The organism is Tenacibaculum tangerinum, assembly GCF_029853675.1.
Taxonomy (GTDB): Bacteria; Bacteroidota; Bacteroidia; order Flavobacteriales; family Flavobacteriaceae; genus Polaribacter; species Polaribacter tangerinum_A.
On record NZ_CP122539.1, the window covers coordinates 2,246,514 to 2,262,416 of the forward strand.

Below are 15,903 nucleotides of genomic sequence, written 5' to 3' on the forward strand. Positions count from 1 at the left end.
ATTTAATTAAATTATTTCAACTTTTACAAGCTTAATCTTTAAATAGCTTTATTTTTCTTAAAAAAAGAACTGTAGATAATGAAAGCTATTAATACTCCTACTGAATTCGCCAGTACATCTAGAAACTCTCCAAATCTGTATGACGTTATGGTGACTTGTAATACCTCAATAATTGTGCCGTAAAAAAAACAACAAAACACGATAGCGTATGTGCTAATTTTTGTTCTTTTCAAAGCTAGTAACCATACTAAGGTTAACACAAAATAGGCAAAAGCGTGTTCTAACTTATCTATGTGATTGATTTCTATAGGAGATTTTCCTAGTTTTACTAAGCTAATAATAGCAATACCAATGGTTATTAGTATTGCTATTATAATTAACTTATCCTTTAACAAGTTCTTGATATTCTTCAGCACTTAACAAGTCTGTTACTTGTGAGTCATCAGATAGTTTTACTTTTATCATCCAGCCTTTTGCATAAGGGTCAGAGTTTACCAATTCTGGTTCGTCTTCTAACGCTTCGTTAAATTCTATTACTTCGCCAGATAAAGGCATGAAAAGGTCTGATACTGTTTTTACTGCTTCTACAGAACCGAAAACTTCTTCTGCTTCTAATTCTTCATCTAAGGTATCTACATCAACATATACGATATCTCCTAATTCTCCTTGTGCAAAGTCTGTAATGCCAATGGTTGCTACACCATTTTCTACTCTAACCCACTCGTGGTCTTTAGTGTATTTTAATTCTGATGGGATGTTCATTCTAATTGTTTTTATTGTATTTTTTAATTTCCTAAGTTATATACTAAATTAATTCCTGCATTAATAGATTGTCTTGGAAAGGTGGTAGAAACTGCATATTCAAACGTTTGATGGTTGTAGTAAAAAGATGCTGTTAAGTTACTACTTAAGTTATAATCTGCAATAAATTTTAACCCGAATAACTTCTCACCTCCTGTAACCTGACTATTTTCTTCATCTACACTTCTTATGAGTGTTAAATTATCTCTCAATGAAATATCTGCTCTTAAATTTATATCTCCTTTTAAGGTTTCTTTCTTTCCTGTAAATCTGGTAACAAATTTAACATCTTTAATCTTATACCCAAGACCTAAAACATATTCTGTACCGTTCACATCTGTTAATGTGTTGTTATTAAAGTTTAAGGTTAATGTTCTATCTCTTCTTACTTCTCCTTTAAATGAAAAGGAATTTTTCATTCTAAAATCTACTTTTACTAATGGTGAAAACTCATCAATTAATGTTGCCGACGAAATTAAGAGTTCTGGTTGATAATTACCAGAAGTATTTGTATTAGTTGACGTGTCTGAATCGTATTGCAAATTATTGGTGTAATTACCAATGGTATACGATGATTTATAACCGTGTGACAGTGTAAATGAACTAAAGTTTTTCTTAAACCATTTGAATTTCATAAACCCGTTGTAACGCAGTGTCCAGTTAGGAAGTGGAATGTTTTTAAAGATGCTTGTACTTGCAGAGTTTGCACTATTACCAGAGTAGGCGGCAATAAAAGCTGGCAACATAGCTTGTTGACCGTTTGTTTTGAATCCTGGGTCGTTGTTTTCTGGACTCGATTCGTTGGTAGCTACTCCTTGTTCTTTAGCGATTCTTGTTGAAATAGTTTCTCTGTAGTCTAAGAAATTTTGGTACAAGGTTTCATTATCGGTAAACATAGTTCCTAACATAAAATGGCTTATGCTGTAGTTTCCTGTTTCAAAAGGTTTAATATTGGGGTCTTGCTCATAATCATCAGGATTGGTTGGGTTTCCTCCTGGTTGCAAAATTACATCTAACTGTTGGGTTAAATTACTTGTTTGAATTCTGCTACCTAACAAATCAATCGTTAGATCTTTGAATGGTTTGATAGAAACAGTATAATCTAGTTTTGTATATCTTGTTCTATTATAGTTTTTACTGTAATAGTCTTCTCCAGAATTTCTTGTTATTAACCATCCATTTTCAATAGCAGTATTTAAAATGTCTGTTTGACTACCAAATACAAATCCGAACGTCGGAGCTAGACTTCCATCGAAACTATTTCTTCCTAAAAAACCTACTGACGGTTTGTACCCTTCTAATAAAGTTCCGTTATTTTGAGTATAGCTAATTTTTCCTCTTTTTACAGAAGTTAGTATATCGTAAAACCCTTTTCCTAATTTTTGTCCAAAAGAGGCTTTCTTCTTGAGCTTAGCTTTCGTTGCCACCTTAGTGTTCCCTAGTGTGGCTGTTCCTTTTTGAGAGGGTGCTTTTTTAGTTCCTTTTAACAGTAATTTATCCAGCCCAAGTATCTTATAAAACCGTCCAAAATCTATATTTGTATTCAAATTATGTGTATTGGCATTTTGAATCATGTTTCCAACTTGCTCTACATAACTTTGCGATCCTGCTTTCCAATCAAAATCGGCATTATACCCATAATCTGCACTAATAAATTTTAAGAACGGAAACTTATCTAATGGCAGTTTGTAGGTTAGGTTTAACTTTTGATGGTAATTGTCGGGTCTTCCAATACTAAAAAACTGATCGTACACCTCTAGGTTTTCATCTTGTCCGAAACTATCATAAATATAATTGTTGGTTGCATTAAAGTTAAGCTGTAAAGACTTTGTTAAATCGAAACCTATGGTATAATCCCAATTAAACAAAAACCTTCGTTGCACCAACTCTGGTTGGGGAGGCAAAGGATTTACAGGGTCAACAATTAAATTTCTTGATTGTTGACTGTTATAATTTCTATCAATTCTTGAGTTTACCGCCAGTGTTTTGGGCAAAGGGCTAAAGTTAAAATCTTTTATAAATTGTAAATACCTGTTATTAAAAGTTTTTGATTTTTTAAAGGGTTCGATAGTAAAAGGAACAAAGTTAAAGTTGTAATTCGCACCTGCCATTACATTTTTATTCTCATACTTTTCGATATTATAGTCTTTATGAAACTCTTCACTATGTGAATACGATGCTGAAAAGTTTTCTACATCGTAAAACTTTGGTTTTTTCTTGCTTTCAGGATTCCTGTTCTTTTTTACGTTAATGAAGCTAATACTTTTTCTTCGCGTATAGTCTTGTGCATTTTTACTATTCGGATTCTTATCAATAGCATCTTTTAATTCTACATCTTGAAACTGAGGGTCGTATTGTGGGTCTCTAAACTCTTCTCCGTAAGTGTAGCTCATAGGTACTTGCATGTTCCATTTTTTAGGCATCATTTTTCCTAACTGAACATTGGTAGCCACACTGTATTGCTTTATCTCTTCGATACTTCTTTGTTGTACACGGTCTTCTACATTACCAAAACCAATGGTAGACATTCTTCCTGCCAACGACACATCTAATACATCTGCCATATTCGCATCGGCGTTTAACACGGCAGCCCACCCCCCTTTGTTATCGAAATCTACGGCACGTAATTCGTTAAACCAAACCTCAACTGATTTGGAGTCTTTTGCTTTGTTTTTTACTCCTAACATTACGGTTCTTACTTGTGCTAAAGTTGGATTTCCTTTAACCAAGATGGTTAAGCCATTAGAACTTGTGGATGAAAAAACATCAGTAAGTGCTGCTCCGTTGGGTCTTTCAATTTTAAGATTTGCCAATTCTTTTAAAGATAATTCTAAATTGTTTTGTTTGGGCAACCAAACATCTTCAGATGTAGCATTTGATGTTGATAAACTTAACGGTTTTTCTATTTGGTAATAATTGTCATTCAAATCAGTACCTAAACGAATAACAGCTACCATATCACCATCGTCAGGAATCCCTGGGGAATCTAAGCCATCTGTATTTTCAGCATGTAAAAACATACGTAGTGTTTTATACCTACGCATATCAATACTAATATTCTTATAAATAGTTCTCACTTCTTCTGAAGGCAAATCAGTTACTTTTAAAGTTACCGATTGTTCGTTTTGGCGTTGAACTCGGTTGGTTCCTTGCAAACGCTCTCGTTGAATTCCAGGAGGTAGTTTATAGCGGTCTTGATTTTGTTCAATACTTACCACCCCTACTTCAAACTTATTTAACTCTTCTGTTTCTAGGGGAATAGAGGTTCCAGAATCAGGTAATGTTTTTGTATAACGACGCCAGTCTCCTCGTACCAATTCTAACTCTCCGAAACGCAATACTACAGGCATTTTAAATTGCGTTAAAAACAGTCGGATAAAACGAATACTATTAAAATCAGTTATGTTATATTTTTGGTCTTCTGTTACGTTTCTAATTGGAATTCTAAATTGATACCATTTCGTAGTTCTTGTTGCCCCGTTTAAGAGGGTTACATCTTGTGTTTTTATGTCGATAATGTGATTTTGACCCAATTGTAAATCTGCCTTATTTAAAGATACCTCGTACTCAAAATAACTGCTTACTGGGTTCATCGTTTGGTCTTTGTTGATATCTTCTGTATCTGGATAGGTGGTAGATGACGTAGGATACGACTCGTCTGACTGACTTGCTGTAGGCGAATTACCTTCGGTACCGTTGTAGTTTTTATAACGAGATAATACTGACGGATTTGTATTTTCTATCGCCCCGCCTCTAAAAAATTGGAAGTTATCACCTGCAGGATCCTCTAATCCTGCAAAAGCAGGGTATTTGGCTCTTTCTTCCTCATCATTCAATCCGTCTAAACCAATATCTTGATTGGTTCTTGCTTCGTTACTCGCATCGAAAGCATATAGTATCGAAGGATTGATGGGTGTATCTCCCCAAATAGAGGAACGAACATTGCCGCCATCATTCTTTTGTCCATCTTCTGGCAACCCATTTTCGTACTGTTTTCTTCCATCTTTTAATATATCTTCTGAAATATTTCCTAGGTTAATAAACAGTTTTCCTACTTGGTTCGTTGGGTCATTAGGATCGATACCAACTGGCAAGCCTTCTTCGTTGGTTATGGAGTAATTTTCGTACGGATCCATTAACCAAAATTGGATATACTCTACGTTTGCTTGTTCAAAATTATTTGTAGTTAACGAACGCATGATACCTCCCCAGCGCTCTTCGGCAGTTACCGTATTTGCATTTTCATTATAATTGTAAGGCCCTCTTTCATCAGGGTAGTAGGCCAAATCTAGGGTTCTAACTAAATTTTGCTGAGTAATGTCTAAATCTGTATTCGGGAATAATTCGTTGTAACGAATTTGGCGTACCTCATCTCTAGATAGTTCATTTTCATCAATATTATCGGGTCTATTTCCACTTCCGTAGAATAATTGATCGATATTATACCACGCTAATTTTCCTCTTTTGTAATTGTACTCCAATCCGAAAGAACCTCCGTTAAAGCCTTGTGATTCGGGTGTGCTAGCTAAAAACCATTGTTGTGGTGAGTTCAAGTTAATGGGTATTTGCGAGGCTTCAAAGTCATCTAAATACGACGTCGCAGTGCCGTCTACATTAATTCCACTTGGAGACCCTGGTAACAAATATGCCATATCTGACCGAACAGAAATATTTGAGGGTACTTCCGTTTCTACAAACGGTAATTTATTGGCTAGTTTCGTTAAATAGGGTACTTCTGAAGAGTAGTTTACATTCAATCCGAACATGATATTGTCTATCGGTTCACCTCCAAAATTTACTTTTGGCGTGATGGGTCTTTCGCTTACATTTAAGAAGGTTCCTCCTACAATAAAATCTTCAGAGAATCGGTGTTCCACATCTATTCCAATAAATGTTTTTCGTTGTTGGTTAAAAAAGGTGTTATTTTCTACAGAGGCATTAATTGGGATTCCTGATGCTTCTAATCCTGGATCTAAAATTTGCACACGACCTAACTGATAATCTACCACATAGTCTACTCCTTCTACCAACTGTCTTCCGCCTGCGGTAACTCTTACAGAACCTCTCGGAACATTAAAAGCTCCTAAAGAAATACCCCTACTGGTTTCTGATTTAAAGTATCCTTTTAAAAAGAATTTATCTAAGTTTTGGTATTCGTTTTTTGCTTGGATTTTGGTAGTTAAGTACAGTTCTTCGAATATATACTTCTCTTGGTCGGCAGGGTTGGTAAGTTCGTCTTTTAAATCGTTTCCAAAAGGTTCGGGTTCTGGGAATAGTACGTATCCTCTTTCAGAGTTTACCGTAATTCCTTCAACGTAATCGAAGAAACCGTCTCCATTAGGAACTGCATACTGACTTTGGTCTAGTTTATCTAAATTTAAAATGCGTAATAACGGACTATCATTTATTCCTGGGGTTTGTGCATTTTGTAGAGTGTTTTGCAAGGTTCCTGTTTCATCGTCTCGATATAATAATTCAAAACGGAAACCATCGCGCTGTAGTGGAAACGCTCCTAAGGCATACACGTTTTTCATCATTAAACGCCAAGTAGGAAATGATTCTCCAAGACTAGTAGCTGTAGCTGTTTCTGGACGTACTGTGTTTAAAATTTCGCTACGCAATAGTTTAACCACTATGTTTGCAGGTGCAATAATTCCATCGTTAGAAAATTCTCCAACTTTAAAAACAGTTTCCCCGCTAGAAGCTCCAACTACAGTATATTCAAATGCAACGGCTAATACTTCCCCATCATTCAGTCGTCTATTTAAAGAGATAAATCCTAATTGAGGATGTAACCTAAATTCGTTGGGTTGCAGCTTTCGGGCATTTTGCAGGTAGGTATAGTTAAATCCTTGTCGCGGAGGCACTCCTATTCCACTAATTGCAGCATCGATGGTGGCTACATCTCTAATTCCTCCTGTAGTTGTTGTTAGTAAAGAACTTAAATTGTTTACGTCATTGTATGGTAAAAATTTAGAATTTACTGAGACTGCTCCGGGTGTTGTCGTAATTTCAGATGGATTTACCTCATTTACGTCTTCAGACTCTCCTAAATCGGCAAGTGCAACGATACTTCGGTAATCGGTTACATTTTGATTTCTGTTGGTAACCCACACTTCTATCCTAGTAATATTAATAGGACTGCTAATTAAGGGGTAATTTTCGAGTGCTTTTTTATAGTTATCTCTAAAATATTGCGACAAGAAAAAATGTCGGTCATTGTCATAATCAGAAGCTCGTAATTCGAAAGGTTCAATGGTTGCTCCGCCTTCGGCAATTACTGTTTTTGATTGTGAGTTCTGTTGTGAAAAAGCCGCTGTTACATAGGTTTTACCAAACTGTAGCTCTGTTTTAACACCAAATAGTGATTGGGCTCCATTAATCAACGTATTTTTAATGGGCATGCTAATATTACCAGCATCAATATTTCTAATAATATCGTCTTCAGTTGGTGCGTACTCTAGCTTAATAATATTTTGAAAATCAAACGTAGATTGTGTGTCATAGTTGGCGGTTACTTTTAAACGTTCACCTACTTTTGCTTGTATACTTGCACTAATTTGTTGGTCGAAATCAAAGGTAAAACTACTTTGGTTTTCTACAGATATTTGAGGGTTTTCGTTGTTTTGGTATACTGCACCTAACTTAATATTTATTTGCCCTGTAGGGTTTACCTCAACGGTATTTCCGCCAAAAATAGACTCAAAAAATTTAGAGTTTACATAGTATTTCGGAAGCAAGTTTTTACGTGCAGCTTCGTTTCCTTTCTTTTTTGGGTTGGTTGCGTCTACTTTTTCTTTGAAATAGTCTTTTAAATCATTTTTAAAACGGTACTTATCATACTCTTTCGGAGTCATAAAAATAGGTGTTCCTAAATAGTAGTCGCCTATTTTTTCAACAATCATAAATTTATTTAAAACCTTATCGTATGTAACAATTGTCTCTGTAGGATTATTTAAGAAAAGACTTCCGTCTTGATGGTACTTAAAATTATACTTAAGTGGAATTACAGTATCTTTCTTGACAGCATTGGTGCTGTCTTTTTGAGTATTCTGTGAAAATGAAACAACACTTACTAGAATTGCAAGTGTTGTGAATAATTTATTCATAACTGATCTCTCCAACCTTTTTATAAGTTTTTTAACGCCTGTTTTATAAGTACTTCAACACTTGCATCAGGTGTTTCTTTTAATAAATTATTAATGACTTTATCAGCTTGCTTCCGTGCAAAACCTAGTACCTCTAAAGCAGATAACGCTTCTTCTTTATTTGTATTGTTCTGTGCTACAGAAACTTCATCAATATCAAACGCTTTTAGCACTTTGTCTTTTAGGTCTACAATAACTCGTTGTGCAGTTTTAGCTCCAATTCCTTTAACTGATTGAATTAGCCTCACGTTTTCAGTGGCAATTGCTTGTGAAACTTCTTGAGATGTCATAGAAGATAACATGGTTCTTGCTGTGCTGGGTCCTACTCCAGAAACTGAAGTTAACAATTTAAAAACTTCTCTCTCTAGTTTCGTTGAAAATCCGTAAAGTGTATGCGCATCTTCTCTAATAGATAAATGCGTGTATAACAATACATTTTCATCATCAGGCAATAATGAATATGTATTTAAAGAAATATGCAGTAAGTATCCTACCCCGTTACAATCTACAACAGCGTAGGTAGGATTTTTCTCTACAAGTTTTCCCCTTATTTGTGTAATCATTCGAGTTTCTTTTCTAATTGCCTAAAATAGACAAAATTATCATCTAAAAAAATTGCTCTATCCTCATTGCGAAACTTTACTTCTTTTTTAGCTTTCATTTCTTTGTTTTGAGCATCTACAACGGCAACGGCTGCCATATTTACCATTTCATCAACACTTGCCCCTAATTGTAAAATATGTACGGGCTTACTCATTCCTAATAAAATCGGGCCAATTGTTTCTACCTCATCAACTGCTTTCATAAGTTTATAGGTAATATTTGCCGACTCTAGATTAGGAAAAATTAACACGTTTGCTCTTTTTCCGTTGAGTTTAGAAAAAGGAAACTCTTTTGCTAGTAATTCAGGATTCAAAGCAAAGTCTGCTTGCAATTCTCCATCTACTACAACATTAGGATAATGACGGTGAATGTAAGAAACGGCTTCTCTAATCTTTGTTGAGCTCTCTGATTTTGAAGAACCAAAATTTGAAAACCCTAGCATAGCAACGTTTGGCTTCATTCCAAACATTTTGGCTAATACTGATGTTAACTGTGTAATTTTGGCTAAGTCTTTTGCTGTTGGATTGATATTGATGGTCGTATCTGCCAAAAACATAGGTCCTTGTTTGGTTAGCATTATATTGGTCGCTGCTACTCTCGTTACTCCATGGTCTTTTTCAATCAATTCTAACATCGGCTTTACTACCGAAGCATAGGGTCTTGAATACCCTGTAATCAACGCATCTGCCTCGCCAGAATTTACCATCATAGCCGCAAAATAGTTGCGCTCACGCATCCATTTTTGGGCTTCTAAAAAAGTAACTCCATTACGTTGACGAGACTTCCAAAATATGACTGCATATCGATTTCTTCTTTCCTCTTCTTCATCTGTTTTAGGGTCAATAATTGGTACATCGGCATCGAAACCTAGTTCTTCTTTCAACTCTAAAATAACCTTTCGTCTTCCTAATAAAATTGGTTTTCCTATTTTTTCTTCATGTACTCGCTGTGCTGCCTTTAAAACATCTAAATGATCTGCTTCTGCAAACACAATTGTCTTTGGATTCTTCTTGGCTCTATTGTGCAATAATCGAATTTCTTTGCTTCCAGTTCCCGAACGATCCATTAACTCTTCACGGTATTTTTCCCAATCTTCAATAGGTTCTTGCGCCACTCCAGAATCCATCGCAGCCTTTGCTATTGCTGGTGGAATTTCATAAATTAATCGTGGATCGAATGGCTTAGGAATAATATATTCTTTTCCGAAAGAAAGACTTACTTCATCATATACAATGTTTACTTGCTCTGGAACCGAACGCTTTGCTAAGTCTGCTAATGCTTGTACAGCGGCTAACTTCATTTCTTCGTTAATTTTCTTAGCACGTACATCTAATGCTCCTCGAAAAATAAACGGAAATCCTAAAACATTGTTCACTTGATTAGGATTATCTGATCTTCCTGTTGCCATAATAATATCGTCTCTAGTAGCAATGGCTAAATCGTAACTTATTTCTGGCTCTGGGTTTGCCATGGCAAAAACGATTGGTTTTTTTGCCATAGATAACAACATTTCAGGACTCACTACATTTCCTTTTGATAGTCCAATAAACACATCTGCGTTTAACATGGCTTCTTCTAATGTATGTACGTCTTGACTCGTCGCAAATTCGGCTTTTTGTGATGATAGGCTCTCTCTATCTTTTCGAATTACCCCTTTACTATCACACATAATTACGTTTTCGCGCTTTGCCCCTAATGCCAAGTACAAACGTGTACATGAAATAGCTGCTGCCCCTGCTCCGTTCACTACGATTTTAACCTTTCCAATATTTTTGTTGCTAATTTCTAGTGCATTTTTTAGAGCTGCTGCCGATATAATTGCGGTACCGTGCTGGTCGTCGTGCATTACAGGAATATCCAATTCCTCTTTTAATCTTCTTTCTATTTCAAAAGCTTCTGGTGCTTTTATGTCTTCTAAATTTATTCCGCCAAAAGTTGGCGCAATTGCCTTTACAGTTTCCACAAACTTATCTACATCTGTTGCATCTACCTCGATATCGAAAACATCAATATCGGCAAATATTTTAAACAGCAATCCTTTTCCTTCCATCACTGGTTTAGATGCTTCCGGACCAATATCACCTAAACCTAAAACAGCTGTTCCATTCGATATTACTGCTACTAAATTACCTTTCGAAGTGTATTTATAAACGTTATTTTTGTCTTTCGCTATCTCTAAACAAGGCTCTGCAACACCTGGTGAATATGCTAACGACAAATCGTGCTGCGTTGCATATTTTTTGGTAGGTACTACTGCTATTTTTCCTGGCTTCGGTTTGGCATGATACACTAGTGCTTCATGCCTTTTTCTAGAATCTCTCATAGGTTCGTTCTTGTTTGTTTGAACCTACAAATATACATTTTGTTCTGACGTGAAAGAATTTACAACCTGATAAAAGTCATATTTTGTCTCTAAATTTCTTGTAATCTTTGCCCGAATGTTAAACCAAAAAGCAAATATTATGAATGCCTTCCAGAGAGAAATTATTGATGAAGAGGTACAATGGGATAAAACAAAAACCATTGTAAGTAAAACAGATGTTTATGGAACCATTTTATATGCCAATGATGTTTTTTCAAATACTTGCGAGTATAGTACGATTGAGTTAATTGGAGAACCTCACAGTATTATTCGTCATCCAGACATGCCTAAAGTAGCTTTTAAAGTGCTGTGGGATGCGCTTAAAAGAGAAGAAAACTTTCATGCCATTGTTAAGAACCTTACTAAAACTGGAAAATATTATTGGGTTATTACCGATTTTACCATAGACAAAGATGAAGAGGGTACTGTTATTGGATATACCGCAAGAAGAAAAGCGGTTCCAGACGGGGTTGTTAAAAAAATAACTCCTATATACAAAACACTTTTAGACATTGAAAAACTAAAAGGAGAGAAAGCAAGTGAAATGTACTTTGAAGCTTATTTAAAAGAAGAAGTGGGTAAAACGTACAATGAATTTGTGGTTGACTTATTTGATGAAGAGCTTTCTAAAGAAGAAGCCGAGAGAATTAAAAAAGAAACTAGTTCTTTTAAAAAAGGACTCAATTGGTTTTTCTTCGGAGAAACAAATCCAAAATAAACCATAAAGACCATAAAACCACCTTCGAGAAGGTGGTTTTATGATTTTATAAAATTAATATTTCTAACCAAGCCCGAAAATTTAGTACGTTTTACTGCCGATTTTTTAAACACTCTACTGAAGGTTTCTTGAGTTAGCTCTTGCCAATCGTGTTTTGTCATTTCTAATAACTCCTGCTGCGGAGCAAATAACGGTTCGTTATGAGGTTTAGAAAAGCGGTTCCACGGACAAACATCTTGGCACACATCGCAGCCAAACATCCAGTCTTCCATTTTCTCTTTAAATGTTGTGGGAATAGCGTCTTTTAACTCAATCGTTAAGTACGAAATGCACTTACTTCCATCAACCGTGTTATTGGGTAAAATAGCTTGTGTTGGACACGCATCAATGCAACGTGTACAACTGCCACAATGATTTGTTTTAAAAGGCTCGTCGTAAGCCAATTCTAAGTCGATAACTAATTCTGCTAAAAAGAAAAACGATCCCTGTTGCTTTTGAATTAATAGCGAGTGTTTTCCGTTCCACCCCAAACCTGATTTTTCTGCCCAAGCGCGCTCTAAAACAGGAGCAGAATCTACAAAGCAACGTCCTGAAACCTCTCCTATTTCATCATTAATGAATTGTAATAATTCACGCAATTTATCTTTAATAACATGATGATAATCTTGACCGTAGGCATATTTTGAAATTTTATAAGTTCCTTCTTGTTGAACTTCTGATGGAAAATAATTATACGACAATGAGATAACCGATTTTGCTCCCTCTACCAGTAATCTAGGATCTAAACGTTTATCAAAATGATTTTCCATATACTGCATCTTACCATGATAGTCGTTTTGCAACCATTGTTCTAAACGAGGGGCTTCTGCTTCTAAAAATTCAGCTTTAGCAATACCACAATCCAAAAAACCCAAACGTGCTGCTTGCTTTTTAATACTATTTGAATAGTGTTGCTGTCGATTCAAAATACTTAATTTTATCAGTACAAAATTACCAAAAGAAAAATTATAATTTTATTCACTTTATATTTACAAATAATTGTTGAAATTTGTAGTTTAACGATTGTGATAACAAACTTCTTTCACCATGAAAAAGATATATAAAATACTATTGGGCATTGTTGTTTTTTTCTTCATCCTTTTAGTGAGTATTCCCTTATTATTTGAAGACAAGGTGATGAATTTGGTAAAAAACACCATTAACAACAACATAAATGCAGAGGTTGATTTTAGTGATTCTAACCTGAGCCTTCTTAGAAATTTTCCGAATATTTCTGTACAACTTTCTAACGTTACCGTAATTAACAAAGCACCCTTTGAAGGTGATACCTTAATGTATGCTAAAGAAGTGAACCTTGCTTTGAAGGCTACCGAACTTTTAAAAAACACCTCAAAGCAATTAAAAATTCAATCTTTTGCTATTGATGAAGCGCTGCTAAACGTGTTAATTGATGAAAAAGGAAATGCCAATTACAACGTTGCCAAGGCTTCAGAAAAAGAAATAACGAATGACGAACCTTCAACTTTTGGAGTATCTATTAATTCGTATGCAATTAACAATTCAATAATAAAATACAACGATAAACAAGGAAAATTACACCTCGAATTAACGAAATTAAATCATACTGGAAGTGGTGATTTTTCACAGTCAAATACCGAGTTAGATACCCAAACTTCTACATTTTTCTCTTTCGGCATGGATGATAATTTATACGCTGAAAATCAAAAAATAGCATTGGATGCTATCGTAGGCATCGATTTTACAAACAGCAAGTTTTCTTTTCTAAAAAACGAAGCTACGTTAAACAATCTTCCACTGGTTTTTGATGGTTTTGTGCAAATAAATGAAAATAATAAAGAGGTTGACATCAACTTTAAAACACCTTCTTCTGATTTTAAAAACTTTTTAAAACTCATTCCTGAAACCTATACGAAAAGTATTGCGAATGTGAATACCACAGGAAACTTTAGCGTTGATGGAAAAATATTTGGAATTATGGACGACAACCATATTCCGAAGTTGGCCATTTCTATGAAGTCAAACAACGCTTCTTTTAAGTATCCTAACTTACCTAAAAGTGTTCAAAACATTCATATTGATGCAGAATTAAAAAACACCACGGGCAAGACCGAAAATACTTTTATTAGTGTTAACGGACTTTCTTTTACCATTGATGAAGATACTTTTTCTGGAAACGGAAATATTTACAATCTAACTACCAATCCAGCAATAAATGCCAACTTAAAAGGGGTGTTAAACCTAGCTAACATCAACAAAGCGTACCCTGTTGATTTAGAAAATGAGTTGAGTGGAATTTTGAAAGCTGATTTGCATACAGAATTCGACATGAAAGCTATTGAAAACAATACGTTAAGTCGTATTAAAAATAACGGAAAAATGGAAGTAAGCGACTTTATTTTTTCTTCAGATGATGTGGTAAACCCATTTCATATTAAAAATACGATGGTCAACTTTTCACCAGGTACCGTTCGCTTAACTAATTTCGACGCTACTTCTGGAAAAACTGATTTACAGGCTACAGGAACACTTAAAAATTTGTTAGGTTTCTTACTTTCTGACAAAAAATTACAAGGAAATTTTAACGTGCTTTCAACTACTTTTTACGTAAGCGATTTTATGCAAGAAAAACCTGAAGCTACTAAAAGCAAAGAAGAAAACATGCCAAAAGAGGCCTTAAAAATTCCTTCGTTTTTAGATTGTGTTATCGCTGCAAATGCCAAGACTGTATATTACGACAATTTAACTTTACAAAACGTAAAAGGTACCTTACTTTTAAAAGATGAAAAAGCTGTTTTTCAAGGTGTTGATGCCAGTATTTTCGACGGACAAATTGCCTTGAATGGAGAAGTAAATACTCAACAAAAACAACCCTCTTTTGATATGAAATTGGGTATTAAATCGTTTGATATTGCTCAATCTTTTACGAATCTAGATTTATTAAAATCGCTCAGTCCCATCGCTGGCGCTATGAATGGTACCTTAAATTCTGATATTAATTTATCAGGGAACTTAAATGACGATTTTACACCCAATCTTGCTTCGGTTTCTGGTGAAGCCCTCGCTCAATTACTTACCACAAGTGTAAATCCAGAAAAAACAAAAGTATTAAAATTACTAAATGATAAATTGTCTTTCATTGATCTTTCAAAGTTAGATTTATCGGATGTAAAAACCTATCTGTCTTTTAAAGACGGGCAAGTGGTTGTAAAGCCTTTTGATCTTCAATATAAAGATATCGGAATTACGGTTGGTGGTGGTCATGGCTTCGACAAAACCATGAACTACAATGTTACATTAGATGTACCTGCAAAATATTTGGGAACTCAAGCAGAAGCACTGCTCTCTAAATTAAGCGAGCAAGATCAAGAGAAGATAAGCGTACCTATTACTGCGAATATCACAGGAAACATGAGCAGTCCGTCAGTAACAACCGATGTTTCTTCTTCAGTTAGTAAATTAACGCAGCAAATAATTGAGCAGCAAAAAGACAATTTACTAGAAAACACCATTGGTGGTTTGTTAGGAAACAAAAAGAAAGACAGTACCAACACTGCTAATAAAGAAGATGACACGCCTAAAAAAGTAACCGATGTGATCGGTGATTTATTTGGAAAAAAGAAAAAACACAACAAAAAGATACCATTGATTAAAGAACTCTGGCAGTATATTTTTTATAATTCTCTCATCTGTAAAAACATTTACTATGTTTTTAATTTTAAGATGTGGTTTATCTATTAAATCGTAATTAATTAGAATATTATAATTTTTACACTTAAAACATTGTTTACTATACTGTTTTTCCCTCTTAATCGTGTTAAGACTTGCACAAGTCCAACATCGCTTTTTTTTGATTTTTTCATTTAACAAAAAAGTTTATTGAAACCAGTTTTACCAGTTTCAATAAACTTTCAGTTAGACCAATAATAGTAAGCTATTCAAGCGATTTTACCAACTATTCTTTTTATTAAGCATTTTAAAACCATGCATAAAATTGGTGAGTATAATTTAAAAGGCTAAATGAAAATATTAGAGTTAAAATACACAAAACTCCTATTAAAATTCCTAAAAAAAAGTTTAGTACTCTTTTTTCTTACTAATAGACATGTATTTTTTTCTTAACTCCTTTTCTTTTATCTTACTTTTTATTTTTTTATTTACGAAGGGAGAATACCATATAAAAGCTATATACAAAATTAAAAGCACATAGAATCCTTTCATATTCGAAGTAAAACTAAAATACGGTATAAAAA

8 protein-coding genes are annotated in these 15,903 nt (G+C 34.6%); 2 read left to right on the forward strand and 6 right to left on the reverse strand.

The window, feature by feature from the left end; genetic code table 11:
- Positions 1–38 precede the first annotated feature (38 nt).
- The 5 genes from P8625_RS09925 to P8625_RS09945 are packed head-to-tail and all read right to left on the reverse strand — an operon-like array spanning position 39 to position 10,875.
- Positions 39–395 carry a VanZ family protein gene (locus tag P8625_RS09925; protein ID WP_279650304.1) on the reverse strand — a complete coding sequence of 119 codons (357 nt, stop codon included), beginning with the start codon at positions 393–395 and terminating at the stop codon, positions 39–41.
- Positions 382–762 carry a glycine cleavage system protein GcvH gene (gene gcvH, locus P8625_RS09930; RefSeq protein WP_279650305.1) on the reverse strand — a complete coding sequence of 127 codons (381 nt, stop codon included), beginning with the start codon at positions 760–762 and terminating at the stop codon, positions 382–384. Before gcvH ends, P8625_RS09925 begins: the two co-directional genes overlap by 14 nt.
- A gap of 23 nt (positions 763–785) precedes the next feature.
- Positions 786–7,910 (reverse strand): T9SS outer membrane translocon Sov/SprA, encoded by a 7,125-nt coding sequence (sov, locus tag P8625_RS09935; protein WP_279650306.1) that lies wholly within the window; start codon positions 7,908–7,910, stop codon positions 786–788.
- A gap of 20 nt (positions 7,911–7,930) precedes the next feature.
- The gene (ruvA, locus tag P8625_RS09940) at positions 7,931–8,512 is read right to left on the reverse strand and encodes a Holliday junction branch migration protein RuvA (RefSeq protein WP_279650307.1); all 582 of its coding nucleotides are present in this window, start codon (positions 8,510–8,512) and stop codon (positions 7,931–7,933) included.
- The gene (locus P8625_RS09945) at positions 8,509–10,875 is read right to left on the reverse strand and encodes an NADP-dependent malic enzyme (RefSeq protein WP_279650308.1); all 2,367 of its coding nucleotides are present in this window, start codon (positions 10,873–10,875) and stop codon (positions 8,509–8,511) included. Before P8625_RS09945 ends, ruvA begins: the two co-directional genes overlap by 4 nt.
- Positions 10,876–11,014: 139 nt before the next feature.
- Here P8625_RS09945 and P8625_RS09950 point away from each other — a divergent pair, with 139 nt between their 5' ends.
- The gene (locus P8625_RS09950) at positions 11,015–11,632 is read left to right on the forward strand and encodes a PAS domain-containing protein (RefSeq protein ID WP_279650309.1); all 618 of its coding nucleotides are present in this window, start codon (positions 11,015–11,017) and stop codon (positions 11,630–11,632) included.
- A gap of 38 nt (positions 11,633–11,670) precedes the next feature.
- On the opposite strand, the gene queG is transcribed toward P8625_RS09950, so the two are convergent.
- Positions 11,671–12,597 carry a tRNA epoxyqueuosine(34) reductase QueG gene (queG, locus tag P8625_RS09955; RefSeq protein WP_279650310.1) on the reverse strand — a complete coding sequence of 309 codons (927 nt, stop codon included), beginning with the start codon at positions 12,595–12,597 and terminating at the stop codon, positions 11,671–11,673.
- Between the two features lie 121 nt (positions 12,598–12,718).
- Between queG and P8625_RS09960 the strand changes: the two genes are divergently transcribed.
- Complete coding sequence (locus P8625_RS09960; protein ID WP_279650311.1) at positions 12,719–15,391, forward strand: AsmA-like C-terminal region-containing protein; 2,673 nt, start codon at positions 12,719–12,721, stop codon at positions 15,389–15,391.
- Positions 15,392–15,903 lie beyond the last annotated feature (512 nt).